Origin of the sequence: Nocardioides sp. NPDC051685 (assembly GCF_044453405.1) — a bacterium.
Classification (GTDB): Bacteria; Actinomycetota; Actinomycetes; order Propionibacteriales; family Nocardioidaceae; genus Nocardioides.
Genome location: NZ_JBITCR010000002.1, coordinates 808,377 through 832,077, shown reverse-complemented (window position 1 = coordinate 832,077; position 23,701 = coordinate 808,377). Strand labels below are relative to the sequence as shown.

The following is a 23,701-nucleotide window of genomic DNA, read 5'->3' as shown; positions in this document are numbered from 1 at the left end:
TCCTCGGAGGCGATCAGGCGACGACGCCGAAGCCGCCGGTCCAGGAGATCTGCTCGGCCGCGGCCAGGGAGATCTGCAGGAAGCCGAGCGCCTCGAGCTCGCGCGCCCGCTTGAGCGCGCCCGCGTCGACGGCCCGCAGGCCGGCGGAGGTGACGACCTCGGACAGCGTCGCCTTGGCGTCCGCGTCGTCGCCGGCGATCTGGACGGCCGTGGGCAGGTCACCGACCGTGCCCTGCGCCAGGGTCGAGGCGAAGGTGGTGTTGAACGCCTTCAGCACGCGAGAGTCGGGGAGCGCCGCCGCGATCTCGGCGGTGGCGGAGCTGTCGGCCGGGACGGTGAGCGAGTCGAAGGTCTCGAAGTTCACCGGGTTGGTGATGTCGACGACGATCTTGCCGGCCAGCTCGGTGCCGCGCTGGGGGAGGATCTCGCTGAGCGCGGGGTAGGGGACGGCGAGCACGACGACGTCGCCGGTTGCGGGGGTGGCGGCGTCCGCCTTGCCGAGCAGCTGGACCGAGTGTCCGCCGCGGCCGGCGACCGCCGCGATGGCCTGACCCATGGTGCCGGTGCCGATGATCGAGATGTCTGTCATGTCGAACTCCTCAGATGAAAGGTTGTTGCTACAACAAAACTCTCACGAAATAGTTGTAGCGTCAAGTTTTTGGTTGTAGCGACAATCTGGCGGGCTACCATGGTGCCGTGGACGATGTCTGGCTGAATGACGAGGAGATGGCCGCCTGGCTGCGCCTGATCGCGATCGTGGAGCTGCTTCCGGGGGTGCTCGACTCCCAGCTGCGCCGTGATGCCGGGCTGTCCCACTTCGAGTACTTCGTCCTGGCGATGCTGTCCGAGTCCGAGGGCCGTACGCTGCGGATGACCGCGCTGGCTCATCGCACCAACTCGACTCTGGCGCGGCTCTCCCATGTGGTGCGGCGGCTCGAGGAGCGGGGTCTCGTCGAGAGGTTCCCGTGCCCGGAGGACGCTCGCGCGACGAACGCCCGGCTGACCGCTGCCGGCTGGGACGCCGTCGTCGCGGCCGCGCCTGGCCATGTCGCGAACGTACGCGGCAACGTGCTCGACGGGCTGAGTGCCGAGCAGGTCCGGCAGCTGACCGAGGTCGGTGACGCGCTGCTCGCGCGTCTCGATCCGAAGGGCAAGATGACCGCCCTGTATCGGCCAGAGGAGCTCTAGGCGCTGTCGCCCGGGTCCGAGGGCGGCCTTTTATCCCTTGACATGAAACCATATGGTTTCCTATTGTGGCTCATGTGGAACAGGTGTTTCGAGCTCTTGGTGACCCGACTCGGCGGGCGCTGCTCGACGCACTGCTGCAGGAGGACGGGCAGACGCTCTCCTCGCTGGTGAGCCGCCACTCCATGACCCGACCGGCGGTGGCCAAGCACCTGGCGATCCTCGAGGACGCCGGCCTGGTGGTCGTCGCCCGCAGGGGACGCGAGAAGCACCACTTCCTCAACGTGGTGCCGATCCGCGAGATCCATGACCGCTGGGTGACGAAATACACCGAGACCTGGGCGAGCGGCCTCGCCGATCTGAAACGAGACCTGGAGCGCACGATGGAGAAAGTCTTCGAGATCTACATCCGGACCACGCCGGAGCGGCTGTGGGAGGCGATCACCGACCCACAGATCCGCGCGAAGTATCACTTCGGCGCCGGCGTCCACTCCGAATGGACCCCGGGATCGGCCTTCACGATGGAGCACCCGGGGTCGGACGGACCGCTCGCCGAGGGCGAGAACCTCGTCGTGGAGCCGCCGGCCCGGCTCGTGCAGTCGATGCGCACGCTCTGGTCCGAGGCCGCCGAGGAGCAGGGCACCACGCGGGTCACCTGGGAGATCGAGCCCGTCGGCGACTCCTGCCGCCTCACCGTGACCCACGACCAGCTGCGCGGCGACGCGCCCCCCGAGCTCTACGGAGGCTGGCCCATGATCCTGTCCGGCCTCAAGACGTGGCTGGAGACGGGGGAGACCCTGACCACCCCGGGATCACAGATGTACGGCCCCAGCTGACGCCGCATCGACGTCATCGACCGAGAGGAACCCCGATGAGCACCATCACCGATATCCGCACCGTCGGCATCACCATCGCCGACCAGGACGAGGCCATCGCCTTCTACCGCGACACCCTGGGCTTCGACGTACGACTCGACGTCGACGGCCCGACCCGCTGGGTCGAGGTCGCCCCGATCGGCGCCGATGTCTCCCTCGCCCTCGTCGCCGGCGACCGCCCGGCAGGGGAGATCACCGAGACCGGGATCCGGTTCAACGTGCCCGACGCAGCCGCCGAGCGCGACGCGCTCAGCTCCCGCGGCGTGAGCGTCGGCGAGCTGCTGATGTGGCCGGGCGTACCGCCCATGTTCGCCTTCGACGACCCCGACGGGAACCGTTTCGTGATCATCGAGCAGGCGTCATGAGCAGCCCGCTCGACAAGACCTTCACCGCGACCCTGACCCAGAGCGAGGCGAAGGGTGGCTGGACGTACGTCGTCACCGACTGGACTGCGGACTTCTTCGGCACCCGGGGTCTCGTCAAGGTCTCCGGACGGATCGACGACCTCCCCTTCGAGGCCTCCTTCATGGCCCTCGGCGACGGCACCCACAAGCTGCCGCTCAAGGCGGAGCTCCGCGAGGCGCTCGGCAAGTCCGCCGGCGACAGCGTCACCATCCACCTCACCGAACGTCGCTGAGATCGGTCTGGCTCAGGTAGCCCGCGGTGAGCGCGACCATCTCCTCGAGCACGGCCTCGCGCGGGTAGGGCGGTCGGTCGAGAACCCAGCGCAGCGCGATGTTCTCCATCGCCACCACCAGCACCCACGCGGTGAGCTGCGCGTCGGGGCGGGTCTTCGTGACCGCCCCGGCGTGCAGATAGGCGGCGGTGAGATCGCGTACGCGGGTGACGAGGGCCGTGTGGCGGTCCCGGTTGCGGGAGGCGGGGAGCTCTTCGATCAGGACGCGCAGGAGGGTCGGATCCTGCTCGAGGCCGGCGAGCAGTGCGTCGGCGACCGACCGGATCGCCGGTGTGCCGGTGGTGTTCGCCTGGAGTGCCAACGCCGAGGCGGTGCGTTCGGAGACGTCCTCCCAGTAGCGGCTGATCACGATGTCGAGGATCGAGGCCTTGTCGGAGAAGTACTGGTAGAGCGAGCCGGGGCTGATCCCGGCGGCGGCCGCGACGCGGTTGGTCGAGAACGCCTCGTAGCCGTCGTCGACGAGCACCTGGCGTCCGGCCGCCAGGATGCGCTCGACCGTCGCCTTCGAGCGGGCCTGGGTGGGTGTCTTGCGCACGGGCTCCAGACTAGGCAGAACGCGAATTGAAAGCGAGCATCTGCTCGCATCACGCTGGAGGTATGACCACACTCGCGCAGCAGGGCACCCAACCCACCGGATTCCCGACCCGTTTCCGCGAAGGCGAGGCGCGCGGGCGCCGTCTCGGCCGGCCGTTGCGCCTCCTGGGGCGTATCGACGAGGTCGACGAGGAGCTGATGGAGCGGATCGGGCGGGCGTTCGGCGAGCGGGACGAGGCCGGCGCGCGGCTGGCGGAGGCGATCCGGATGCGAGCCGGGACCGCGGGCAAGGTCACGATGGGCCAGCTGCGTACGGCTCTCGAGCACGGGGTCGCGGCGGTCGAGTCGCCGCCGCCGGCGCTCGCCGAGTTCTTCGCCCAGGTCGAGGCCACCCCGGACTGGGTCGACTGGGACCTCGTCGACGAGGGCGGCCGGGTGTTCGCGCGACTGGGTCAGAACGCCGCCGACGTGCTCCTGCAGCTCTCGCTCATCAGCGGCTACCGGTTCGGCGGCCCGCCGGACCTGCTCGTCGCCACCGGCGGCCTGACCGGCGGCACCACGCGGCGGCGCTTGGGCGAGACCCAGCACTGGGCGGCGAGCCTGCGCCGGCCGGGTGCGCTGCGGCCACCGGAGCCGGGCTCGGGGTCGAGCTCGGGTTCGAGCTCGGGGGAGGCGTGGCGGCTCACCGTCCACGTACGGGCCATGCATGCGCTGGTCAACGCCGGGTTCGAGCAGAGGTGGGACACCCGCAGGTGGGGGCTGCCGATCAACCAGGCCGACCAGGCGGCCACGCTTGGCCTGTTCGACGGCGTACTCATCATCGGGTGCCGGGCGCTGGGGGTGCCGATCTCCCGGCAGGACGCCCGGGCGTTGATGCATCTGTGGAAGTACGTCGGCTGGCTGATGGGCGTCGACGAGGACTTCCTGGTCGACGACGAGTGGGAGCGCCACCGGATCAACTACCACGTGCTGCTCTCCCAGGCAGAGATCTCCGAGGCCGGCCCACAGCTGGCGCAGGCGGCGGTCCGGGTCCAGCGGGAGCGCCGGTACCCGGGCTGGCCGGGCCCGTTGCAGCGGGTGCGTGGCTGGTACGAGACCGAGCGGCTGCTCTCGATGCTGACCGTCTTCCTCGGGCCCAGATCGATGCACGAGCTCGGTCTGCCGACGAGGCCGCCGTGGGCACACGCGTACGTGGTGCCGCTGAACCTGGTCAGGTATCGGGTCCTCGGCCGGACGGCGAAGGGCAGGGATCGTCTGGAGAGGCGGGGCAGGCGACAGGCCGACACGCTGCTGGCCGGCTACTTCGGTGGCGAGCACGCGTCGGTCGGCAACCTGCCGGAGTGAGCGGGTCAGGTCCGGGCGGCGACGGGCGGGGTGAGGGCAGACTGCACGGTGCCGTCGATCAGGCCGGCGGCGTCCGCGGCCCTGATCTCGCCGCGGTAGACCGCGCCGGAGGCGGCGTGCAGGACGCTCTGGAGCAGGGTGAGCTGCCATTGGAGCGGCTGGTCGTCGCGGAAGCTGCCGTCGTGGCGACCGCGCTCCATCAGCGGCTTCCAGCGGTCGATCAGCCCGCGGTGGACCGCCTGGAACTGCTCCTGGGGCATGCTCTGCTCGGCGGCGACGATCAGGGCGCCGTACTGCTGGGTCAGGCGCCACGACGCCTTGAGGAGGTTGCTGAGCGCGGTGCGGGGGTCGCAGTCGAGGTCGACCGCGCCGAGCGCCTCGTCAGACCGCTGGATGGCGCGCTCGACGACCTGGGTGACCAGGGTGGAGCGGGACTCGAAGTGGCCGTAGAGGGTGACCCGCCCGACGCCCGCCGCCTTGGCGATGTCGGCGACGCTGACGTCGGGATCACGGGCGAGGCAGGCCGTCGCCGCGTCCATGATCGACTCGATGTTCTTGCGCGCGTCGGCGCGTTTTACGGTCGTCACGGCCGGAACCTCCCACGAGATGTGACCACCAGGATATCGGTCTGGCCTCTCCGTCGATGTCGGCTGGTCAGGCCGGCTCCTGGTCGGCGGCCGTGTGGACGTGGTGAGCATGGCTCCCGGAATATTCGCCGGCGCGCGCGAGCATCGCGGCGAGCATGAGGAGCAGCATGAGTACGTGGCCGAGCAGCATCAGGCCGTCGGCGTCGACGGCCCCGAGCCACAGGAACGGGAACAGGACCACGAAGCCTGTGTACATCGCGGTCGACATCTCCGCGATCGGCCGCCAGCCGTGTCGGCGGAAGCGCATCCAGGCGGCCATCGGGATCACCATCGTGGTGGCCATGACCAGCGACTCGACGTCGGTGCGGTGCGCCCACGCGTCCGCGGGCAGGCCGGCGGTGGCGAGCATCCAGAGCGGGTAGAGCAGCATCATGCCGACAACCATCGCGATGATCATCTGCAGGTAATGGAGCGCGAACGTCCGCGCGCGGGATCTGGGTCGGTGGGTCGTGGTCATGACGCGGTCTCCTGGTGGGTGGTGGGGGATACGGGGCGGCCCGGGATGATCGCTCCGGCGAGGACGGCGGCGAGCGCGGCGATCACGGCAGCGACCAGATAGGCACGCTCGAAGCCGGCGGTGGTGCCGTCGACGAGGCTGGCGGCGGCGACGCCGGACATCACTGCGGCGCCGAGCGAGGCGCCGAGCTCGTGGAAGGTGCTCAGGATGCCGGAGGCGACGCCCGCGAGATGGGGTTCGACCTGGCTCAGTGCGGTCGCCGCGGCGACCACGAAAAGGACACCCAGGCCGGCCGAGCCGACGCTGACCGCGACGACGGTGGTCGGCGTGCTCATGCTGATCGCGGGTACGACCAGCCCGGCGCCGGCGACGAGCAGCCCGGCCACGCCGAGGGCGCGGGCGCCGAGGCGGCCGATGAGCCGGCCGGCGAGCTGCGCGCCGACCATGGTCGCGGCCGCGACGGGCAGGAACAGCAGGCCGGTCGTGAGCGGCCCATGCCCGGCCGCACCCTGCAGATAGAACGTCCCGAGGAAGAACACCGCCACCATCAGCCCGGTCCCCACGAACAGCACGAACGTGCCGGAGAGCACCGGTCGCCGGATGACCAGCGCAGGGTCGATCAGCGGGTGTCGCGTACGCCGCAACCACCCGGCCAGGACGGCATAGCCAAGGATCCCGGCGAGGAGCAGCGCGGCCGTTGCGGGCGAGGTCCAGCCGCCGTCGCCGGCCTCGATGAAGCCGAGGATCAGCAGCCCTGTGGAGGCGGTGACGATCAGCGCACCGACGAGGTCGAGGCGTACGTCGCCTCCCCAGGCCGGCAGCTGCGGGAGCAGCCGGACCAGGAGGATCGCCACGACCATGCCGACGGGCACGTTGATCAGGAACACCCACTCCCAGCCCGGCCCGGCGGTCAGGGCGCCGCCGAGGAGTACGCCGATCGCGGCCCCTCCGGCCCCGAGCGCCGACCAGATCCCGAGTGCGCGGTTGCGCTCCTCGTCGTCGAAGAGCCTGACCACGATCGACAGCGCGGCGGGGGAGAGCATCGCGGCCCCGACCCCCTGGGCGATCCGCCCGCCGATCGCCAGCTCGGCGCTGGTGGCGAGGCCGGTGGCCAAGGAGGCGACGGTGAAGGTCGTGAGTCCTGCGAGCACGACCGGCTTGGGGCCGAACAGGTCGGCGGACCGGCCGCCGAGCAGCATCAACCCGCCGAAGGCGAGCGTGTATGCGCTCACCACCCAGGTCAGCGCGTCCCGCCCGAGGCCGAGGTCGGCGCCCATGTGCGGCAGCGCGATCGCCACCACGGTGACGTCGAGGATGAGCATGAACTGCGCTAGCCCGAGGAGCCCGAGCAGCCGCCATCGGCGCGGGTCGGCGGACTGGGTGATGGCTTCGTCGGTGGTGGTCATGGGGCCCTCCTGGAGGCGCAAGCCGTACATCGGTGTACGAGATATTAACTTGAACACCGATGTACGACAACCGTGTTCCTGGCAGCGCGCCTCTTGCACGGTCTCGACCCCGGATCCATGGTGGGTGGAGCGACCATCGAGAGAAGGGGCAGGGCATGTCTTCACACACCTACCGCGTCACCGAGATCGTCGGCACCTCCGACGAGGGACTCGAGCAGGCGATCCGTAACGGTGTCGGCCGGGCGTCCAAGACGCTGCGGAACCTGGACTGGTTCGAGGTCACCCAGATCCGCGGACACGTCGACGACGACGGCATCCAGCACTTCCAGGTCGGGCTGAAGGTCGGCTTCCGGATGGAGGACGAGTAACCGCTACGGCTGATGTCTTCTCGGCATCAACGACGGCCAGGCGGCGTGGTCGATGCCGAGCCACGGCTCCGCGGCGACTCCGAGGGGCGTGGTGCCCACGATCGAACGCACCTCGCGGTTGAGATGCGGCTGATCGGAGTAGCCCGCGCGCGCCGCCGCCTCGGCCGGCGGGGTGCCGATGGCGAGGAGCCGGGCAGCGTGGTCGAAACGTACGAGTCGAGCGGCGTGCTTGGGGGAGAGGCCGACCTGGGCTCGGAATCGGGACCACAGCCGTTGCCGGGACCAGCCGGTCTCCGCTGCGAGCGTGCGGACGTCGGCCCGGCCGTGGCTGAGGTGGGTCTGCTGCCAGGCGTACGCGACCTCGCGGTCGACCCTCCGCCGGCTGTCGAGGCGACGGCCGAGGAACGTGGTGGTCAACGTGAAGCGCTCCTGCCATGACGAGGTGCTCCGCAGGCTGTCGCCGAGGCGTCTCGCGCCCGGTCCCAAGATGTCGTCGAGCCCGGCGAAGGTGCCGCTGAGACCGGCGGTGTCGAAGAGCTCGGCGGCGAGTACCGGCGAGAGGCGTACCTGCAGGCACGCGCCGGCGCCCGCTCCCCGCAGGGTCACGCTGCCGGGCAGCATGCCGATCGCGGCGGCACCCGGGATGCGTACGCCTTCGCCGTCATCGACCGCCAAGCCCTGGTCGCCGAGGTCGAAGAGCAGGGTGACGGCCGGGTGGGCGACCATCGCGATCGCCGCCGGATCGGTCCCGCGATAGCGGAACCCGGCCATCTGGACGCCGTCGATCCGCGCGGCGCCGAGCGAACCCTGGGGGATGGCGACGTCCACCTGGGACCAGTCCATGGCTTCAGGGTAGGCCGGGGCGCAAGGATGACATTCGTCCAAGACGACGCAGGTGGCGGCAGGTGATCGTGATGAGCATGACTGCATACGAATGGCCGACCGCCCAAGGTATCCACCTGCTTCAGGACGGCCCGGAGACGGCGCCGCCCGTGCTGCTCATCCATGGCTCCGGAGCTGCCGGGTCGACCTGGGAGCCGATGGTCGCTGCGCTCGCCGATCATTTCCGGGTGCTGCGGATCGATCTCCCGGGGTGCGGCAGGTCGAGCGAGCCGGCCACCTACGCCGTACCGGACCAGGCCGACCGGGTCGCTGCGGTGCTGGACGAGCTCGGGCTCCAGGACGTGGCCGTGGTCGGCCACTCGAGCGGCGGGTATGTCGCCACGGCGCTGGCCGAGCGACGTCCGGAGCTGGTCGGGCCGCTGGCCCTGATCAGCACCGGGCCGAGCATGGCGGCCCTGCTTCCGCAGCCCACACTGGTCAAGCTGCTGAGCGGGGCGGCGGTCGGGGCGCTGGTGTGGCCGCTGCGCACCGACGCGCTGCTCCGGAAAGGGGTCGCCGCCACCGCCGCGCGCCCGGTGACGATCAGCGACGAGGTGGTCGATGACCTGAGGCGGACGTCGTTCCGGGCGTTCCGGGCGATCATGCGGGCGAACCGTGACTACATCGTCGAGCAGAGCGTCCCGCAGCGGTTGGCGAGGCTGGGCCGGCAGCCGCTGGTGATCTTCGGAGCTGCCGATCCGCGGTGGGACCCGGAGTCGGCGCACGACTACGACGTGGTGCCGGGGTCACGGGTGGTGTACCTCGCCGGCGTCGGGCACGTCGCTATGCTGGAGGCGCCGGACGAGGCGACCCGGCTGCTGCTCGACTTCCTCGGCTGAGGCGCGCCGCTTCAGGGGCCGGCGGTGTCGCGGGGAAGTACGCCCGGCCCCTCGCGGAGCTCGAAGACGAGCTGCGTCTCGGTCTGCCGTACGACCCGATGGACGGTCACGTGCTGCAGGACGAAATCGCGCAGCGCCTCGGCATCCTCGACGGCGACGTGGAGGTGGAAGTCGTCGGCGCCGGCGACGTGGAAGGCCTGGATGACGCCATGGGTCGTGGCCAGGTCGTCGTAGAGCTTCTCGACGTGCTCCTTGCTGTGACTGCCGAGGCGGACCTTGATCACGGCCTGGAGCGGGTATCCGAGGGCGCGGACGTCGACGTCGAGGCGGCGGCCCACGATGACACCGCTGTCGCGCATGGCTCGCAACCGGTAGGCGCACGTCGACTCGGCGAGGCCGAGGCGCGCCGCGAGGGCCTTGTTGGTGAGCTCGGGGTTGGTGCCGAGCTCGCTCAGGATGCGGCGGTCGACGGAGTCGAGGACGGTGGTGGAAGGTTGTGCTTTCGGCAACGGGGCCTACCTGGGTCGCTGTTCTGCTTGCTCGAAGATTGCAATATCGGTGGTTCGTTGGGATCTTCGACAATCAATATGGCCTGATCTTGCGATTCCCGCCAGCATCTGGGCCATGCCGATCGCTAACCCTCACCTCGACTCGCTCGCCGTCCACGCCGGACGGGAGGACCTGGCGGACCTTGGCGTCCACGCCCTGCCGCTCGACCTCTCCTCGACCAACCCGCTGCCCGACATCGAGCGCGGCGGCGCGTCCTACGAGGCCATGGCGACCGGCGGCCACCCGACGTCGGACGGTGGGTTCGTCTACCAGCGGCTGTGGAACCCGACGGTCGCGCGGTTCGAGTCGGCGCTTGCGCAGCTCGAGCACGCCCAGACGTCGGTCGCGTACGCCTCAGGGATGGCGGCCATGACCGCGGCGATCATCGCGAGCACCTCCTTCAGCGGCAAGCGGCACGTCGTCGCGGTCCGGCCGGTGTACGGGGGCACCGACCACCTGCTCGCCTCCGGTCTCCTCGGCGTGGAGGTGACCTTCTGTGCCGAGCACGAGGTCGCCGCCTCCGTGCGCGCCGACACCGCGCTGGTGGTGCTGGAGACTCCGGCCAACCCGACGCTCGACCTCGTCGACATCGCCGGTGTCGTGGCGGCGGCCGGTGACGTACCGGTGCTCGTGGACAACACCTTCGCCACCCCGGTCCTGCAGAACCCGCTCGAGCTCGGGGCGGCGATGTCGCTGCACAGCGCCACCAAGTACATCGGCGGCCACGGTGACGTCGTCGGCGGCGTGATCGCCTGCGACGAGGAGACCGCCGCGCTTCTTCGCCAAGTCCGTGCGGTCACCGGCGGCCTCCTGCACCCCCTCGGGGCCTACCTCCTGCACCGCGGCCTCGCCACTCTGCCCACGCGCATGCGCGCCCAGCAGGCGGCCGGCGTCGAGATCGCCGCGTGGCTGGAATCGCACCGGGCGGTCGAGCAGGTCCACTTCCCGGGGCTGGATGACGATCGCGGTCTGGTCGGCAAGCAGATGACCGGACCCGGCGCCATGATCGCGATTGCTCTGCGCGGGGGCTACGAAGCCGCCACCCGCGTCACCTCCTCGGTCAAGCTCTTCACCCACGCCGTCTCCCTCGGCGGCGTCGACTCCCTCATCCAGCACCCCGCCGGCCTCACCCACCGCCCCGTCGCCGCCCACGCCAAGCCCGCCGCCAACCTCGTACGCCTCTCGATCGGTCTCGAGAGTCCCGAGGACCTGATGGCCGACCTCGACACCGCACTCTCGAGTAGCCCTGGTTCCTCGGCTCGGTCAGCAAGATCCGACGCCCTTCTGGTCCGCTGAGCGGTCCAAACGCCCGGGGCTTCGTGTGGTTGCTCTTCGCGGCGCCGACGTCGTGCGGGGCGGAGATCCGGACAGGGGAGAACTGCCGCAACAACTCGTACGGCCTCCTCGGCGGCTGCTCCAAACGCCAGCACAAGTGGCAGCGGGCCCGAGCCCTCACCCGATTGGACACTGCCAGTAACGCCTGTCGCGGCTGGTTCACCGGCCCGCAGCAGCAGGTCGCCACCTGTTCTGTGCTCATCGCGGATTTCGGAGCGGACTCATCTGTTCGTCCGCGGGTGAACGAACTTTCGTTCACCTCAAGGATGCGTTGCGTGGCGAGTCGAGAATCGCCACGTACTCGCGCGCTCGCGCGGACGCCTACTCCGTGTCAGCTCGGGACCGACTTTGCTTGAGCCAAACGCTCAGGGATCTTGTCATACGTCAGGTAGCGCTCGGTGAAGGCTTGACGCCAGGACTCGTTGCCGGTGACGGCGTCGACCACATCGTTGATCGATGAGAAGCGGAGAGTGGTCGGATCGTCGAGTTCCGCCTGAATCGATTCGACGACTTCACGAGCAGTGAGGTCGTCGTGGCAGGCGACAACGACTCCAATGCCTTCGGCGAAATGGTCGGCGCGTGCGACTCGCTGGGTGAGGAGTTGGTTGTACCAGAACTGGCGAAGCCTGGGCTGGTTCAGGCGCGTCTCTGCGCCCTCGTGCCACGGGCCGTTGGCCGTCTCCAGCCGGTAGACATTGCGCGCCGGCCGGGGTTGAGCCTTGGAGAGGTTCTCGGCGTACTTGCACTCGATCCCGAGGAATCCGCGTTCGCCGTCGTTGCGTGTGTAGGTGACGAAAGTGTCGAATGCGGAGCCACCGGTGTTCCCGGTGAGCGGAGCCCATTTCTCCCTCCACTCGGGGCTGATCCAGGAAAGCTGGGCATCGGTCACCGTCACGGACCCCGTTCTATCGACGAACCGGCGCGGCCTGCGTCGGTGGCGCCGACGGGCTCGCTCAAATCGGGTAGGAGCAGGGCCTCGCCGGGATCGAGAAGCGAGAGCCGTACGTTCTGGCCTATCTCGAGCCGAAAGGATCGTTCCGTCCCGACGAGCTCGACAAGGTGGTGGAACTCGACCGCCTAGGTCGCTGTCGAGGCCGGATTCGTGCTCAGGACCCGCTGTGCGACCGCCGTAGTGGCCTCGACACCGAGGAAGCCGACGACCCGGGTGACCCGGTCGATGTCGAGGGGGAGGAGGCCGGGGGTGCCGGGGATGTCGGGGGTGAGGCGGAGGTCGAGGTCGTCGTGGCAGGTCATCATTCGCAGGTTGAAGTCGTAGCGCTCCCGCGCGCCGGGGGCGGAGAGTGCGCGGACGACGCGCGAGCCGATGCGGCGTACGCCGGTTTCGGCCGCCCACGCGTCGAGGATCTCGGTCACCTTCCGGCCGTCGTTGTCGGAGACGTCGGACCAGACGCCGTCCATGGGGCCGACCTGATCGAGGAGCGCGGCGGCGGTCTTCTCGCCGATGCCGCTGACGCCGGGCAGGTTGTCGCTCGCATCGCCGCGGAGGGCCGCGAACTCCAGGTAGCGAGCGGCCGGCACGCCGTACATCGAGTACAGCCGGGCGGGGGTGAGCAGGGGAGAGCCGTTGATCCCGCCGTTGATCAGCCGCAGAACACGGGTGTGGGAGCTGATCAGGGCGAACGCGTCACGGTCGGAGGTGATCACGACGCAGTCCCAGCCGTTGCGGCCGGCCCACGCCGCGCCGGAGGCGTTGACGTCGTCGGCCTCGAGGCCCGGGGGAGTGAGGGTCGCGAGCCCGAGGGCGTCGAGCATCGCACCGGCCCGGCCGAGCTGCTCGACCAGCATCGGGTCCTTCTCGGCTCGCCCGGCCTTGTAGTCGGGATAGGCGTCCCTGCGTACGGAAGCGGTGCGGTCGTCGAGACCGAAGAGCACCGCGTCCGGAGCGAACGCGTCGATCGAGTCGAGGATCTGCCGCAGCATGCCGTGCAGGGCCCAGGCTGGCCGGCCGGCCCGGTCGACCATGCGGGTGTGCGCTCGCGCGTGATGATTGCGATGGAGCAGCGACGGCGCGTCGACGACGAGCAGGAGGCGGCGGGGGCTCGGCGAGCTGTTCATCGACATCGCGCCCATCGTAGGCGCGTATGACACCGTGGCGGGGGGGGGGGGCCCCCCGGGGCCCCCCCCCCCCCCCGGGGGGGGGGGGGGGGGGGGGGGGGCGGGGGGCGGGCGGCGGCGCGCCCCCCCCCCCCCCCCCCCCCGCCACGTGTCTCGCGCGGTGGTGCCGGGTCAGGCGACGTGCGGGACCTCGACGTCGACGCCGAACGTCTTCGCCAGGTCGGCGAGGATGTAGTAGGCGCCCTGGACGCTGACCGCGGTCATCCAGGTGGTGTCGGAGACCTCGGTGACCTTGGGAGCGATCGGCTTCCAGAGCGGGTTGCGCTCGAAGGCGGCCTTGGTCTTGACCGCGATGCCCTCCTCGTCCTCGTAGGTGGTGACGAAGACCTTGTCGGCGTCGGCGTCGGCGATCTTCTCCTCGGAGATGTCGAGTGCGAAGTCGTCTGTCTCCTGCGACTTCGGGCGGGCCAGGCCGGCGTCGGCGAGCACGACGCCGGAGTAGGTGCCCTTGGTGTAGAGGCGCGTCGGACCGTCGAGGAACCGGGTCACCGAGATGGTCGGGTTGCCGGCCTTCGCGTTGATGGCGTCGCCGACCTCCTGGGCAGCCTTCTCGTACGCCGCGATCTCCTCCTGCGCCTTCTGCTCCTGCCCCACGGCCTTGCCGAGCATGAGCAGGTTCTCCTTGAACAGGTGCGCGGAGGTCTCGGGCATGATCGTCGGGGCGATCTTGGAGAGCTGGTCGTAGAGCGCCTCGTGGCGGACCTTGATGCTGACGATCAGATCGGGCTTCAGCGCGGCGATCTTCTCCAGGCTCGGCGTGGTCTGGTCGCCGACGGAGACGACCTCGGCTGCGTGCTCACGGTCGTCGCCGAGGTAGTCGGGCAGGTCGGTCGAGTAGCCGCGGTAGGTCGTGATGCCGACCAGGTCCTTGTCGAGCAGGAGGGTCGCGTCGGCCAGGCTCGAGTCGAGCGCGACGATGCGCTGGGGCTCGCCCTTGACGGTCGTGCTGCCCATGGCGTGCTCGATGGTGACGCTGCGCTCCTCGGCGGCGTCCGCGTCCGTATCGCCGGCGCCACAGGCGCTCAGTCCCAGGGCCAGGGCCGCGGCCAGGGCGGGGATGATAGCGCGAATCAACGGTTCTCCTCTGTCCAGATGCGGCCCAGGTGGCCGCAGGTGGGATAAGGGTAGGCTAACCTTCTCTTCCGAGAACCCCCGCTCTCCAGATGAGATGGATCACCACATGCTCCACGCGCCCCAGAGCGGCCGCGCCGTCACGGCTTGGGGCAGCATCGCCGCTCTGGCGCTGTTGTTGCCGGTGGTCGCCATCGCCTCCCTCGCGCTCGGGGCGAACGCGCTCAGTCCTGGCGAGCTGGCGCACGCCGTTCTTCGTCCTGACGGCTCCGAAGGCGACGTGATCGTGCGGTCCCTCCGGTTCCCGCGCACCGTGCTCGGCCTGATCGTCGGTGCGGCGCTCGGTGCCGCCGGCGTGCTGATGCAGGGGCACACCCGCAACGCTCTGGCCGAGCCGGGCCTGCTCGGGGTGAGCGCCGGCGCCGCGTTCGCTGTCGTCCTCGGGCTGCGGCTCGAGCTGGTCCAGAGCCTGCCCGGCACGATCGCCGCCGCCGCGCTCGGCGCAGCGACCGCGGCCGTCGCCGTCCATACGCTCGCCCGGCGCAGCATCCGTCAGGGTGGCGCAGCGCTGGTCGTAGCGGGGGCAGCGATGACGGCCTTCCTGGGCGCGCTCACCTCTGCGGTCGTCCTCCTCGATGCCAAGACGCTCGACTCCTACCGGTTCTGGGCAGTGGGATCGCTGGCCGAGCGCGGCCAGGACACGCCGTTGACGGTCCTCCCGATCGTCGTCGCCGGGCTCCTGCTGGCGGCGGTGAACGCCCGCTCCCTCGACCTGCTCGCGCTGGGCGACGAGGTCGCCTCGGCGATGGGCCTACGGATCAGGCGCGCGCGGCTGGTCGGTCTCCTGGCCGTCACCCTGCTCACCGCGGCCTCGGTCGCCGCCTGCGGTCCCATCGCGTTCATCGGCCTGCTCGCCGGGACCCTCGCCAGGCTGATGGTCGGAGCCAGCTGGAGCCGGGGCGTTCTCGCCGGTGCGCTGGTCGGCGCCGTCCTGACCGTGACCTCGGATGTCGTCGGGCGTCTCGTCGCCGGGCCGGGTGAGCTCCAGGTCGGGGTGGTCTCCGGCATCCTCGGTGCGCCTCTGCTGATCGCGGTGATCCGCCGGCGGGAGCTGATCCTGTGAGCCTCGACGTACTCCTGCCCGTGGAGCGGGCGCGGACGGGCATCCGGTCGTCGAAGACGCCGGCGCGGCTCACCGTGCTGGCCGCCGCGCTGCTGCTGCTCGCTGGAGTGGCGACGTCGCTGGCGGTCGGCGAGAGCAGTCTCACCCTCGGCCAGGTCCTTCGTACGCTGGCCGGGCAGGGCGACCCCTTCAGCCGGCTCGTGGTGGTCGACTTCCGCGGCCCCAGGGTCGGTGCCGCGGTCCTCGTGGGTTGCAGCCTCGCCCTTGCCGGAGCCGTCCTCCAGTCCGTCGCCCGCAACCCGCTGGCCAGCCCGGACCTCCTGGGTCTCAACGCCGGCGCGTCGGTCGCCGCGGTCGCGGTGGTCATCCTGGCCGGCGGGAACGGGGGAGTGTCCGGCCTGGCCGCATCGGTCGGCCTGCCGGTCGCCGCGCTCGTCGGAAGCCTCACCTCCGGTCTCGTGCTCTACCTGCTCGCCATCCGTGGACGCCAGCTCGACCCCGTACGGATGGTGGTCGTCGGTGTCGGCCTGGCCGCCGCGGGAACGGCGCTGGTGAGCTGGCTGCTCACCCTGGGCGACGTCATGGTCGTCGGGCCGGCGCTCGCCTGGCTCTCCGGATCGCTGCACGCCGCCACCTGGCCCGGCCAGGCCGGCTTGCTCGTGGTCCTCGCCGCCGCAACCGGTCCGCTCGTCCTCCTCGCCCGCCGCCTCGACCTCCTCGTGCTGGGCGACGACACGGCCGGAGGGCTCGGGCTCGATGTGCACCGGACCCGCATCCTCTTCCTATTGCTCGCCACGGCTCTCACCGGAGCAGCGACGGCGGTCGCCGGCGCCGTCGTCTTCCTGGCCTTGTGCGCACCCCAGGTGGCCAGGGCACTCTCGCGTACGTCACGACCCCCGCTGCTCGCCAGCGCCCTGACCGGTGGGGCCCTGTTGGTCTGGGCCGACCTGACAGCCCGGATGGTGCTCTCCTGGACGGGGTTCGGGCCGGTCGAGCTTCCGGTCGGAGTGTTCACGGCGGTGCTGGGTGCGCCCTACCTGCTGTTCGTCGTGGCGCGGCAGCGCGCCGGTAGCGAAGGGATGACTTCATGAAGGTCACCGACCTGACCCTCGGATACGGCGAGCGCGGCATCATCCACAACGTCGACCTCGACATCCCGGCCGGTGCCCTCACCGTGATCGTCGGGCCCAACGGGTCCGGCAAGTCGACGCTGCTTCGCGGCATGGCCCGGTTGCTGCGGCCGACCACCGGTGCCGTACATCTGAACGGCACCGACATCGCCGACCTCAGCCACGGTGCGCTCGCCCGCCAGCTCGCGCTCCTTCCGCAGGCCCCGGTCACGCCCGCCGGCCTCTCGGTGGGCGACCTCGTCGCCCGCGGCCGCTTCCCGCACCGTTCCTGGTATCAGCGCTGGAGCGAGCGCGACGAGGAGGTCGTACGCCGCGCCCTGAGCCAGGTCGACCTGATCGACCGCGCCGACGAGCCGGTGACGGAGCTCTCCGGCGGCCAGCGACAGCGCGCCTGGATCGCGATGGTCCTCGCCCAGGACACCGAGCATCTCCTGCTCGACGAGCCGACGACGTTCCTCGACCTGGCCCATGCCGTCGACGTCATGACGCTGGCCCGCTCGGTCGCCTACGAGTCCGGCCGCACCGTCATCTGCGTCCTTCACGACCTGACCCTCGCGGCGCGCTTCGCCGACCATCTCGTGGTCGTCTCCCAGGGTCGCATCGCGGCCGCCGGGGCTCCGAGCGATGTCCTCACCCCGGAGGGGCTCGATGACGTCTTCGGGCTCTCTGCCCAGGTCATCGACGTCGACGGCGCACCGGCGGTCGTGCCGGTACGCCGCGCCTGAGCCCGCCTGCGTAGGGCCCGGGCTCTACGCAGGCCGGCTCCGTCCCAGCCGCCAGCCACCGATCGGCAGCTCGAGCGCCGACTCCGGCCCCCAGGATCCCTGCGGGTAGCTCTCCACGGCGGGCCGGTGCTCGAGGACCGGCTGGCAGATCTCCCACAGCCGCTCCACCTCGCGCGCACTGGTGAACAGGGTCCGGTCGCCGTTCATGACGTCGAGGAGCAGCCGCTCGTAGGCCTCCAGCGGCCCGGCGTCCGGGGCGTCGCAGGCGAGGTCGAGGCGGAAGACCCCCTCGGTCAGTGCCATGCCGGGGCCGGGTCGTTTGGCGCGTACGTCGATCTCGATCCGGGCCTCGTCGCTGAGCTCGATCACCAGCTCGTTGGGCTCCGAGGAGCCGGAGTCGGCCGGCTGCAGCCAGCGGTGCCGCGGGTCGATGAACCGGATCGTGATCGTCCGGCGCCCGGCGGCGAGCGCCTTGCCGGTGCGCAGGTAGAACGGCACCCCGCGCCAGCGGTCGTTGTCGATCCACGCCTCGATGGCGACGTACGTCTCCACGTCGGAGTCGGCGGCGACGTCGGGCTCCTCGCGATAGCCGTCGTACTGCCCGAAGACCACGCGCTCGGGGTCCAGCGGCCGGACGGCCGCGAAGGCGGCGGCCTTCGCGGCGCGGATCGCGCCCTCCCGGAAGGCGTGCGGGTCCTCCATCGCCACGAACCCGAGCAGCTGGCACAGGTGGGTGGTGATCATGTCGCGCAGGCAGCCGGTGCCCTCGTAGAAGTTGCCGCGCCCCTTGACGGTGAGCTTCTCCGGTACGTCGATCTGCACAGACTCGATGCTGTGCCGGTTCCAGGCGGGCTCGAAGAGGCCGTTGGCGAAGCGCAGCGCCAGCAGGTTCTGCACGGCCTCCTTCCCGATGAAGTGGTCGATCCGGAAGACCTGCTTCTCGTCGAACGCCTCGCTGAGCACGGCGTCGAGCTCGCGCGCCGAGGCGAGGTCGGTGCCGAAGGGCTTCTCCGCGACCAGCCGGCTGCGTTGATTGAGACCCTCACGGGCGAGCATCCCGACCATCGGCTCCACCGCCTGCGGCGGCACGGAGAGATAGAGAAGGCGCTGTACGTCGCCCACGGTCTGTCCGCTCTCCAGTGCGAGCCGGTCCTCGGCATCGTGCACCGCCTCGGCCAGCGCGGTCCCGTCCTCGGCTGAGGATGCGACGAACCGGATCCGCTCCAGCAGCGGCCCGGCGACTGACTCGTCGACCTCTTTGACGAACTCCTTCAGCGCCTGGCTCACCTGGTCGCGGAAGTCCTCGTCGGTCCCCGGCGAGCGCCGCCCGCTGCCGATGATCGCGAGCTGATCCGGAAGCCGCTTGGCGAGCGCGAGCCGATACAGCCCGGGGAACAGTTTCCGCGCGGCCAGGTCACCGGTCGCGCCGAAGAGGACGAGTACGTGCGGGGCTGGTTTCGTGGGCACGTACCCAGTCTCATCTACTCGTGGTCGAGGAACCAGGGGACTCGCGCTACCAGGCTGCTGAGAGGTGACGGAGGACACCGTCCTCGGTGTTCGTGCCGATGACTCCGGTCGCGGCGGCGAGGACCTCCGGGGCGGCGTTGGCGACGGCGTACGCCTCATCCGCTGCCCCGAACATGGGCAGGTCGTTGAGGTTGTCGCCGTAGGCGATGACCTGGTCGACGCTCAGGTAGTCCCGCAGCCAGGCGACCGCGTGGGCCTTGGTGGCGCGGGCTGCGCTGAGCTCGAGGTAGGTGTCCTGCGGGTCGTGCGTGTCGATCTGCGCTATGAGTGAGAGCCGGCCATCGGTGGCCGCCGCGATGTCGGCGATCAGGGCCGTGATCGCTGCTGCCTCCCCGATGATGGTGGCGTAGAAGATGCCGTCGCGGGGGAGTCGACCCCAGTCTGTGGCCGGCCGAAACCGCCGGTCCCCGACCCTGTCCGCGAGAAAGCGGCGCATCCCGTCGGACTCCTCGTCCTCCACCCACGTCGCGCGCTCGGCCGTCGGCGTGCCGTTGTAGACGATCGGTGGGACCCGGTGCTTCTCGCAGAGCCGGATCACGGCGTCCAGGTCGTCGTCCGCGATGCGCTCCTCATTCAGGATCGCACCGGTGTGTGGGTCGAGCTGGAACGCGCCACCGGAGACGGTCACCGGGACCCGCAGGTCGAGGCCGTCGGTCACCCGAGCTGCGGAGACGTACGAGCGGGCGGTCGCGTAGGTGAACAGCAGGCCGCCTGCGACGAGGTCGTTGATGCCGTCCCGGGTTGGCGTCGAGAGCGCCGCGCCGGGGCCGAGGAGGGTGCCGTCGAGGTCGCTGAGGATCAAGGTGTTCATATGTTCCGTTCTCGTTGGTCCCCGGTGGTGCCCCTCAGTTTGAAGGGCCGACAAGCCTCGGAAGAAGCTATTTGGCTCGCAAGCACATCAAGGCCCGGGGCGCACGCCCCCTGAATGGGGGATGTAACCGGAGTTGGGCCGACGGACTCTTAAGAAGGCGGAGCCATCCAAACCCAAGGAGACGATCGTGAATTCCAAGAGAAGCATCCACATCGGCCTGGCGGTCTCGACCGGGCTCACTTTCGTCGCTCTCGCTGCCCAGGGCGGCGCGGTAGCGGCACCGGAGGACCCCGAAGCCGGGATCCAGGCGGTCCGCGCCTGGACGGCGAAGTACCAGGACGAGTCGGCGGCAATCGCGGACGGCTTCGTCCGCACCGACGACTGCGTGCCCAACATGGGATATCACTACGTCAACTTCGGCCGCTTCGACGGTCGGTTCGAGCCCTCGCGTCCCGAGGCGTTGATCTACGAGGACGGGCCGAACGGCTCCCGAGTCCTGGTCGCCGCCGAGTGGCTCGTCGTGGACGCCGACCAGGACCTCGGCACCAATGACGACCGGCCCGCGCTCTTCGGCCACGAGTTCGACGGGCCGATGCCGGGTCACTTCGAGGGCATGCCGATCCACTACGACCTGCACGCCTACGCCTGGCACGCCAACCCGGACGGCAGCTTCGCGACCTTCAACCCCGACGTGACCTGCTAGGCGTCCCTACGCCGTGTGTCGAGCTGGAAGGCGCCGCCGGAGACGGTGACATGGACCCGCAGGTCGAGTCCATCGGTGACTCGGGCTGTGTAGAAGTACGAGCGGGCGGTTGCGTACGTGAACAGCAGGCCGTCGGCGACGAGGTCGTTGATGCCGTCGCGGGTCACTGTCGAGAGCACCGCGCCGGGGCCGAGGAGCGTGCCGTCGAGGTCGCTGAGGATCAAGGTGCGCATGAGGCCCCGTTCTGTTGGTCCTCAAGACTGTTGCGACGTTAAAGATAGGTGCCGATCAGACCGAGCGCTCTGTCTGCCGCGGTCCGGTCGAGATCCCCGCATAGGCGTAGGCCAGAGATCGCGATGCTGCGGATGACGCCGTTGTCGACGGGCCGTCCCGCCTGACGCATTGCGATGACCACCTCGGCCAGTTGGAGGAGAAGGGCGCCGATCGGGGTCGAGCCCCAGGCGTCTTCCGACGTCGAGCCCCCACGCGGAGCGGCGTTGGCTGCGAACCGCTCGTACGCATCGCTGAGGTCGGCGCGAGCACTCGCGAACTCGGCGAATGCGCTTGCGGACATCACGTCGGGCAGGTGTTGCAGCAGCCCGATGTTGTGCCGGCGTCGGCGAGAGTGCGTACGTCGATGAGGAGCAGAAGGCACAGCGCGACATCCCTGCCGTTGGACCTCGGACTGTTCTCGCACTTGCGAGGGAGCAGGCCAGATTCATGACGGGGTTCGTACGCGGAGCGACCGGGTCCGAACGGACAGATGTCTTGCGTGTCGCCACCCGGATGAGCGAGTTCACCGGCTGGCTCCACCAGGATGCGGGCGAACTCGACGAGGCCATGGCATGGACCAACCGGGCGATCCAGCTGGCGAACGAGGCAGGCGCCCCCGAGTTGGCGGCGTACGTCGCGGTGCGTCGTAGCAACATCGATTCCGACCGCCGCGACACTCGAGCGGCGCTCGACCACGCGAGCGCCGCCGGCATGGAAGGCCTGAGCATCCCCATGACCAACCCCGACGTGATCTCCACCGAGACCAGCCCTGACGTCGCCTCTCGTGGCAGCAAGATCGCGGTGCTCTCGATCGGCAGCTTCGAGCAGCACGGGGACATCCTGCCGCTGTCCACCGACACCATCGTCGCCACCCAGATCGCCTCGATGGTCGCCCGTGCCAACAACCTCTGGCTGCTGCCCCCGATCACCGTCTCGTGCTCCCAAGAACACACCGACTGGCCGGGAACCATCAGCATCCCCGCTGCCACGCTGATCCGACTGGTCGAGGGCATCGTTGCTTCCGCCCGTGCCCAAGGCGCCGAGCATGTCGTGCTCATCAACGGCCACGGCGGCAACTACGTCCTGCAGAACGTCGTCCAGGAAGCTAGCGATCTCTCCCTCTTTCCTGGTCGCAGCGATTGGACCGCGGCCCGTGAAGCCGCAGGCCTGAAGACGAACGCTCACGACGACATGCACGCCGGCGAGCTAGAAATCAGCATCCTTCTCCACTGTGCCCCCGACCTGGTGGGACCAGACTTCAAACACCAGGATCATCTGGCCGACAGCCGTCCACACCTGTTAACTCACGGCCTGCGCGCTTACACCGATACGGGCATCATCGGCAGTCCGTCGCTGGCAAGTGCGAAGAAGGGTGCGGCAATCCTGGAAGCGGTGGCGACGCTTTTCGTTGACCATGTCAGTGGCGTTCGCGCGTCCATGTAATGCTTGACAGTCCTGTGCACGGCAGCGCGTCACTTCGCCCAGTATGCAGCGGCATCAAACCCGCGGCGCTTCACTGGTTCTGTTTTGAACGCCTACACCCGCGTCTTCTCGAGCAGCGCCTTCAGGTTCTCGACCTCCCTCTGTCCGTCGCGCTTGACGCGCGCGCCCATCATCGGCGTCATGAGGCGGAACGGCCCGTGGAGGCGGCCCGACCCCGTCGACCGCAGCCTCGTACCTTCGGACACGGCTTCGACGGTGAACTCGCCGACGCAGTCCAGCGGACCGGAGTCGAGAGCGAAGGCCAGCACCTGGCCATCCTCGAACCGCGTGATGTGGCACTTGCCGTCGACCTTGGACGGGCCCATCTTGAGCGTCTTCGTGAACGTCGTCCCCACTTCGACCGGCCCGGCCGCGGTGACGTTGACGTTGAGGACGCCGATCTCCCAGTCGGGCGCCTTCTGTAGATCGGCGATCACTGCGAACACTTCGTCAACCGGTCGGTTGATCGTCACCTCGGCGTCGAACTCGATCATGATGTCTTCCTTTCAGTGAGGGGCTTCAATGTCGACGATTGGGCTTAAAGTTGACTTGAAGTCAAGAGCTTTCGCGGGAAAATTTTTCGAGTGGGTGCACCGATGGGAGAAACTGCCACATTGACGATCGGGGAGGTGGCGCGGCATGCCGGTATCGCGGCGTCGACGATCCGCTACTACGAGCAGATCGGCGTGCTTCCCGCTCCCGTGCGGATCGGAGGTCAGCGGCGGTACGCCGCGGACGTGCTCGGCAAGCTCGGCTTTGTCCGAGTCGCCCAGGAGGCGGGCTTCACCCTCGCCGAAATCCGTGCGCTGATCAGCGACATCGACGGCGGACCGGGACTCGGACCCGCATTCAGCGAGCTGTCCAAGGGCAAGATCGTGAGCATCGACCGATTGCTGGCCAGAACGCTCGCGATCAGGGGCTGGCTCCAGGTGGCCCAGACCTGCGGTTGTGCTAGCCCGGACGAGTGCGCCCTCTTCCCGGCACCCGATGCGACCGCCGTCGACCCAAGCCGCCAGCTCAACCTGCTCGAAGCCGAGGGCGCAGGCTGCCGACGACCCCAGTAGCCCGCAAACCTGGTGGACCGGTGTCTCAAATGCGAGCACCCGGAAAGCGGCGTCTTCTGCCGCAATGAGGGCGCTCGCCGACCCGCGTCGAACCGCCGCGAGCGCTCTACATCGCCGCGATGGTCACTCACCGAAGGGCGGGCTGTCGAGGTCTCCCTTCCTATGGCGTCGTCGTGGCGAGGAGGCGTCGCGCACGACGACCCAGATCGCTCAGATCCACCCGACCCTCCTCAGCCGCGGCCGCCAGACGCGCGGCGAGGTCCATTGCCTCGTCGAGCTCGGGTGCGGTGACCGCGGACTCCTGGCCCATATCGCGAAGGATTGTGATCTCGGTCCTGGATGCGATCAAGGGGTCGGTGACCCCGTCGATCCAGACTCGAGTGCGGCGGCCATCGCCGCGTTCCTCCCCGGTGATGCGCTCCAAGGCGAAGATACGGTCGGCGCGCGCGAACTTTCCGAAACCCAATGCCACCATCCGGGAGTCCGATGCCATGTAGTCATCTTGCCATTACGCATCGAACTTTGATCTGGCGTGCAA

30 protein-coding genes are annotated in these 23,701 nt (G+C 69.6%); 14 read left to right on the top strand and 16 right to left on the bottom strand.

The features are described 5' to 3' along the window. Positions 1-13 precede the first annotated feature (13 nt). On the bottom strand, positions 14-589 hold the full coding sequence (locus ACIA03_RS09075; RefSeq protein ID WP_396981383.1) for an NADPH-dependent F420 reductase: 576 nt from the start codon (positions 587-589) through the stop codon (positions 14-16). Positions 590-696: 107 nt separating this feature from the next. Between ACIA03_RS09075 and ACIA03_RS09070 the strand changes: the two genes are divergently transcribed. From ACIA03_RS09070 to ACIA03_RS09055, 4 genes are all read left to right on the top strand, one after another. Then, the gene (locus ACIA03_RS09070; RefSeq protein ID WP_396981381.1) at positions 697-1,188 is read left to right on the top strand and encodes a MarR family winged helix-turn-helix transcriptional regulator; all 492 of its coding nucleotides are present in this window, start codon (positions 697-699) and stop codon (positions 1,186-1,188) included. An 83-nt stretch (positions 1,189-1,271) separates the two neighbouring features. Continuing rightward, complete coding sequence (locus ACIA03_RS09065) at positions 1,272-2,021, top strand: ArsR/SmtB family transcription factor (protein WP_396981379.1); 750 nt, start codon at positions 1,272-1,274, stop codon at positions 2,019-2,021. A gap of 35 nt (positions 2,022-2,056) precedes the next feature. Continuing rightward, complete coding sequence (locus ACIA03_RS09060; protein ID WP_396981376.1) at positions 2,057-2,425, top strand: VOC family protein; 369 nt, start codon at positions 2,057-2,059, stop codon at positions 2,423-2,425. Further along, positions 2,422-2,697, top strand: a complete 276-nt coding sequence (locus tag ACIA03_RS09055; protein ID WP_396981374.1) for a DUF1905 domain-containing protein — start codon at positions 2,422-2,424, stop codon at positions 2,695-2,697. Before ACIA03_RS09060 ends, ACIA03_RS09055 begins: the two co-directional genes overlap by 4 nt. Here ACIA03_RS09055 and ACIA03_RS09050 read toward each other — a convergent pair. Continuing rightward, positions 2,681-3,292, bottom strand: coding sequence for a TetR/AcrR family transcriptional regulator (locus ACIA03_RS09050; RefSeq protein WP_396981372.1), 612 nt, complete (start codon positions 3,290-3,292; stop codon positions 2,681-2,683). The genes ACIA03_RS09055 and ACIA03_RS09050 overlap by 17 nt on opposite strands. Before the next feature lie 62 nt (positions 3,293-3,354). Between ACIA03_RS09050 and ACIA03_RS09045 the strand changes: the two genes are divergently transcribed. Next, a complete protein-coding gene (locus ACIA03_RS09045) occupies positions 3,355-4,635 on the top strand; it encodes an oxygenase MpaB family protein (protein ID WP_396981370.1) in 1,281 nt (426 codons plus the stop codon). A gap of 5 nt (positions 4,636-4,640) precedes the next feature. Here the strand turns inward: ACIA03_RS09045 and ACIA03_RS09040 are convergent, their stop codons facing one another. The 3 genes from ACIA03_RS09040 to ACIA03_RS09030 all read right to left on the bottom strand — a co-directional run bounded on the left by ACIA03_RS09040 (position 4,641) and on the right by ACIA03_RS09030 (position 7,145). Next, positions 4,641-5,222, bottom strand: a complete 582-nt coding sequence (locus ACIA03_RS09040) for a TetR/AcrR family transcriptional regulator (RefSeq protein WP_396981368.1) — start codon at positions 5,220-5,222, stop codon at positions 4,641-4,643. Between the two features lie 67 nt (positions 5,223-5,289). Further along, a complete protein-coding gene (locus ACIA03_RS09035; protein ID WP_396981366.1) occupies positions 5,290-5,739 on the bottom strand; it encodes a hypothetical protein in 450 nt (149 codons plus the stop codon). Next, positions 5,736-7,145: an MFS transporter gene (locus ACIA03_RS09030; protein WP_396981364.1), complete on the bottom strand. Its 1,410-nt coding sequence runs from the start codon at positions 7,143-7,145 to the stop codon at positions 5,736-5,738. The genes ACIA03_RS09035 and ACIA03_RS09030 overlap by 4 nt, the downstream gene beginning before the upstream one ends. Before the next feature lie 155 nt (positions 7,146-7,300). Between ACIA03_RS09030 and ACIA03_RS09025 the strand changes: the two genes are divergently transcribed. Continuing rightward, positions 7,301-7,513 (top strand): dodecin, encoded by a 213-nt coding sequence (locus ACIA03_RS09025; RefSeq protein WP_396981362.1) that lies wholly within the window; start codon positions 7,301-7,303, stop codon positions 7,511-7,513. 3 nt (positions 7,514-7,516) lie between these two features. Here the strand turns inward: ACIA03_RS09025 and ACIA03_RS09020 are convergent, their stop codons facing one another. After that, positions 7,517-8,356, bottom strand: coding sequence for a helix-turn-helix domain-containing protein (locus ACIA03_RS09020; RefSeq protein ID WP_396981360.1), 840 nt, complete (start codon positions 8,354-8,356; stop codon positions 7,517-7,519). Positions 8,357-8,427: 71 nt separating this feature from the next. On the opposite strand from ACIA03_RS09020, the gene ACIA03_RS09015 reads away from it, so the two are divergent. Continuing rightward, on the top strand, positions 8,428-9,234 hold the full coding sequence (locus tag ACIA03_RS09015) for an alpha/beta fold hydrolase (RefSeq protein ID WP_396981358.1): 807 nt from the start codon (positions 8,428-8,430) through the stop codon (positions 9,232-9,234). 11 nt (positions 9,235-9,245) lie between these two features. Here the strand turns inward: ACIA03_RS09015 and ACIA03_RS09010 are convergent, their stop codons facing one another. Further along, the gene (locus ACIA03_RS09010; protein WP_396981356.1) at positions 9,246-9,743 is read right to left on the bottom strand and encodes an Lrp/AsnC family transcriptional regulator; all 498 of its coding nucleotides are present in this window, start codon (positions 9,741-9,743) and stop codon (positions 9,246-9,248) included. A 115-nt stretch (positions 9,744-9,858) separates the two neighbouring features. Here ACIA03_RS09010 and ACIA03_RS09005 point away from each other — a divergent pair, with 115 nt between their 5' ends. After that, positions 9,859-11,079, top strand: a complete 1,221-nt coding sequence (locus ACIA03_RS09005; protein WP_396981354.1) for a trans-sulfuration enzyme family protein — start codon at positions 9,859-9,861, stop codon at positions 11,077-11,079. Positions 11,080-11,449: 370 nt separating this feature from the next. Here ACIA03_RS09005 and ACIA03_RS09000 read toward each other — a convergent pair whose 3' ends face one another. The 3 genes from ACIA03_RS09000 to ACIA03_RS08990 all read right to left on the bottom strand — a co-directional run bounded on the left by ACIA03_RS09000 (position 11,450) and on the right by ACIA03_RS08990 (position 14,328). Continuing rightward, positions 11,450-12,013: a PGN_0703 family putative restriction endonuclease gene (locus ACIA03_RS09000; RefSeq protein WP_396981352.1), complete on the bottom strand. Its 564-nt coding sequence runs from the start codon at positions 12,011-12,013 to the stop codon at positions 11,450-11,452. A gap of 182 nt (positions 12,014-12,195) precedes the next feature. Then, positions 12,196-13,200 carry a 5'-3' exonuclease H3TH domain-containing protein gene (locus ACIA03_RS08995; RefSeq protein WP_396981350.1) on the bottom strand — a complete coding sequence of 335 codons (1,005 nt, stop codon included), beginning with the start codon at positions 13,198-13,200 and terminating at the stop codon, positions 12,196-12,198. Positions 13,201-13,365: 165 nt separating this feature from the next. Continuing rightward, positions 13,366-14,328 carry an ABC transporter substrate-binding protein gene (locus tag ACIA03_RS08990; protein ID WP_396981348.1) on the bottom strand — a complete coding sequence of 321 codons (963 nt, stop codon included), beginning with the start codon at positions 14,326-14,328 and terminating at the stop codon, positions 13,366-13,368. 106 nt (positions 14,329-14,434) lie between these two features. Between ACIA03_RS08990 and ACIA03_RS08985 the strand changes: the two genes are divergently transcribed. The 3 genes from ACIA03_RS08985 to ACIA03_RS08975 are packed head-to-tail and all read left to right on the top strand — an operon-like array spanning position 14,435 to position 17,303. Beyond that, positions 14,435-15,448 (top strand): FecCD family ABC transporter permease, encoded by a 1,014-nt coding sequence (locus ACIA03_RS08985; RefSeq protein WP_396981346.1) that lies wholly within the window; start codon positions 14,435-14,437, stop codon positions 15,446-15,448. Continuing rightward, positions 15,445-16,539, top strand: coding sequence for a FecCD family ABC transporter permease (locus ACIA03_RS08980; protein ID WP_396981344.1), 1,095 nt, complete (start codon positions 15,445-15,447; stop codon positions 16,537-16,539). The genes ACIA03_RS08985 and ACIA03_RS08980 overlap by 4 nt, the downstream gene beginning before the upstream one ends. Continuing rightward, positions 16,536-17,303, top strand: a complete 768-nt coding sequence (locus ACIA03_RS08975) for an ABC transporter ATP-binding protein (protein WP_396981342.1) — start codon at positions 16,536-16,538, stop codon at positions 17,301-17,303. The genes ACIA03_RS08980 and ACIA03_RS08975 overlap by 4 nt, the downstream gene beginning before the upstream one ends. A gap of 24 nt (positions 17,304-17,327) precedes the next feature. On the opposite strand, the gene zwf is transcribed toward ACIA03_RS08975, so the two are convergent. Continuing rightward, the gene (gene zwf, locus ACIA03_RS08970) at positions 17,328-18,770 is read right to left on the bottom strand and encodes a glucose-6-phosphate dehydrogenase (RefSeq protein WP_396981340.1); all 1,443 of its coding nucleotides are present in this window, start codon (positions 18,768-18,770) and stop codon (positions 17,328-17,330) included. Positions 18,771-18,816: 46 nt separating this feature from the next. Further along, a complete protein-coding gene (locus ACIA03_RS08965) occupies positions 18,817-19,641 on the bottom strand; it encodes an HAD hydrolase family protein (protein ID WP_396981338.1) in 825 nt (274 codons plus the stop codon). 187 nt (positions 19,642-19,828) lie between these two features. On the opposite strand from ACIA03_RS08965, the gene ACIA03_RS08960 reads away from it, so the two are divergent. After that, entirely contained in the window at positions 19,829-20,344 is a 516-nt protein-coding gene (locus tag ACIA03_RS08960) for a hypothetical protein (RefSeq protein ID WP_396981336.1), read from the top strand. On the opposite strand, the gene ACIA03_RS08955 is transcribed toward ACIA03_RS08960, so the two are convergent. Both ACIA03_RS08955 and ACIA03_RS08950 read right to left on the bottom strand, forming a co-directional pair. Further along, on the bottom strand, positions 20,341-20,577 hold the full coding sequence (locus tag ACIA03_RS08955; protein ID WP_396981334.1) for an HAD family hydrolase: 237 nt from the start codon (positions 20,575-20,577) through the stop codon (positions 20,341-20,343). The genes ACIA03_RS08960 and ACIA03_RS08955 overlap by 4 nt on opposite strands. A 38-nt stretch (positions 20,578-20,615) precedes the next feature. Further along, entirely contained in the window at positions 20,616-20,999 is a 384-nt protein-coding gene (locus ACIA03_RS08950) for a hypothetical protein (RefSeq protein ID WP_396981332.1), read from the bottom strand. Between the two features lie 131 nt (positions 21,000-21,130). On the opposite strand from ACIA03_RS08950, the gene ACIA03_RS08945 reads away from it, so the two are divergent. Next, on the top strand, positions 21,131-22,060 hold the full coding sequence (locus ACIA03_RS08945) for a creatininase family protein (RefSeq protein ID WP_396981330.1): 930 nt from the start codon (positions 21,131-21,133) through the stop codon (positions 22,058-22,060). Between the two features lie 92 nt (positions 22,061-22,152). Here ACIA03_RS08945 and ACIA03_RS08940 read toward each other — a convergent pair whose 3' ends face one another. Beyond that, positions 22,153-22,593 (bottom strand): SRPBCC family protein, encoded by a 441-nt coding sequence (locus ACIA03_RS08940; RefSeq protein ID WP_396981328.1) that lies wholly within the window; start codon positions 22,591-22,593, stop codon positions 22,153-22,155. Positions 22,594-22,683: 90 nt separating this feature from the next. On the opposite strand from ACIA03_RS08940, the gene ACIA03_RS08935 reads away from it, so the two are divergent. Beyond that, positions 22,684-23,163 (top strand): MerR family transcriptional regulator, encoded by a 480-nt coding sequence (locus ACIA03_RS08935; protein ID WP_396981326.1) that lies wholly within the window; start codon positions 22,684-22,686, stop codon positions 23,161-23,163. 160 nt (positions 23,164-23,323) lie between these two features. On the opposite strand, the gene ACIA03_RS08930 is transcribed toward ACIA03_RS08935, so the two are convergent. Then, positions 23,324-23,656, bottom strand: coding sequence for a hypothetical protein (locus ACIA03_RS08930; protein ID WP_141793738.1), 333 nt, complete (start codon positions 23,654-23,656; stop codon positions 23,324-23,326). Positions 23,657-23,701 lie beyond the last annotated feature (45 nt).

Coding starts and splice junctions, on each gene's coding strand:
- ACIA03_RS09025 (WP_396981362.1), top strand. CDS start 7,301: ATGTCTTCACACACCTACCGCGTCACCGAGATCGTCGGCACCTCCGAC.
- ACIA03_RS09075 (WP_396981383.1), bottom strand. CDS start 589: ATGACAGACATCTCGATCATCGGCACCGGCACCATGGGTCAGGCCATC.
- ACIA03_RS08945 (WP_396981330.1), top strand. CDS start 21,131: ATGAGCGAGTTCACCGGCTGGCTCCACCAGGATGCGGGCGAACTCGAC.
- ACIA03_RS09055 (WP_396981374.1), top strand. CDS start 2,422: ATGAGCAGCCCGCTCGACAAGACCTTCACCGCGACCCTGACCCAGAGC.
- ACIA03_RS08955 (WP_396981334.1), bottom strand. CDS start 20,577: ATGCGCACCTTGATCCTCAGCGACCTCGACGGCACGCTCCTCGGCCCC.
- ACIA03_RS09035 (WP_396981366.1), bottom strand. CDS start 5,739: ATGACCACGACCCACCGACCCAGATCCCGCGCGCGGACGTTCGCGCTC.
- ACIA03_RS09045 (WP_396981370.1), top strand. CDS start 3,355: ATGACCACACTCGCGCAGCAGGGCACCCAACCCACCGGATTCCCGACC.
- ACIA03_RS09060 (WP_396981376.1), top strand. CDS start 2,057: ATGAGCACCATCACCGATATCCGCACCGTCGGCATCACCATCGCCGAC.
- ACIA03_RS08975 (WP_396981342.1), top strand. CDS start 16,536: ATGAAGGTCACCGACCTGACCCTCGGATACGGCGAGCGCGGCATCATC.
- ACIA03_RS09020 (WP_396981360.1), bottom strand. CDS start 8,356: ATGGACTGGTCCCAGGTGGACGTCGCCATCCCCCAGGGTTCGCTCGGC.
- ACIA03_RS09015 (WP_396981358.1), top strand. CDS start 8,428: ATGAGCATGACTGCATACGAATGGCCGACCGCCCAAGGTATCCACCTG.
- ACIA03_RS08995 (WP_396981350.1), bottom strand. CDS start 13,200: ATGTCGATGAACAGCTCGCCGAGCCCCCGCCGCCTCCTGCTCGTCGTC.
- ACIA03_RS08930 (WP_141793738.1), bottom strand. CDS start 23,656: ATGGCATCGGACTCCCGGATGGTGGCATTGGGTTTCGGAAAGTTCGCG.
- ACIA03_RS08940 (WP_396981328.1), bottom strand. CDS start 22,593: ATGATCGAGTTCGACGCCGAGGTGACGATCAACCGACCGGTTGACGAA.
- ACIA03_RS08985 (WP_396981346.1), top strand. CDS start 14,435: ATGCTCCACGCGCCCCAGAGCGGCCGCGCCGTCACGGCTTGGGGCAGC.
- ACIA03_RS09005 (WP_396981354.1), top strand. CDS start 9,859: ATGCCGATCGCTAACCCTCACCTCGACTCGCTCGCCGTCCACGCCGGA.
- ACIA03_RS09030 (WP_396981364.1), bottom strand. CDS start 7,145: ATGACCACCACCGACGAAGCCATCACCCAGTCCGCCGACCCGCGCCGA.
- ACIA03_RS08965 (WP_396981338.1), bottom strand. CDS start 19,641: ATGAACACCTTGATCCTCAGCGACCTCGACGGCACCCTCCTCGGCCCC.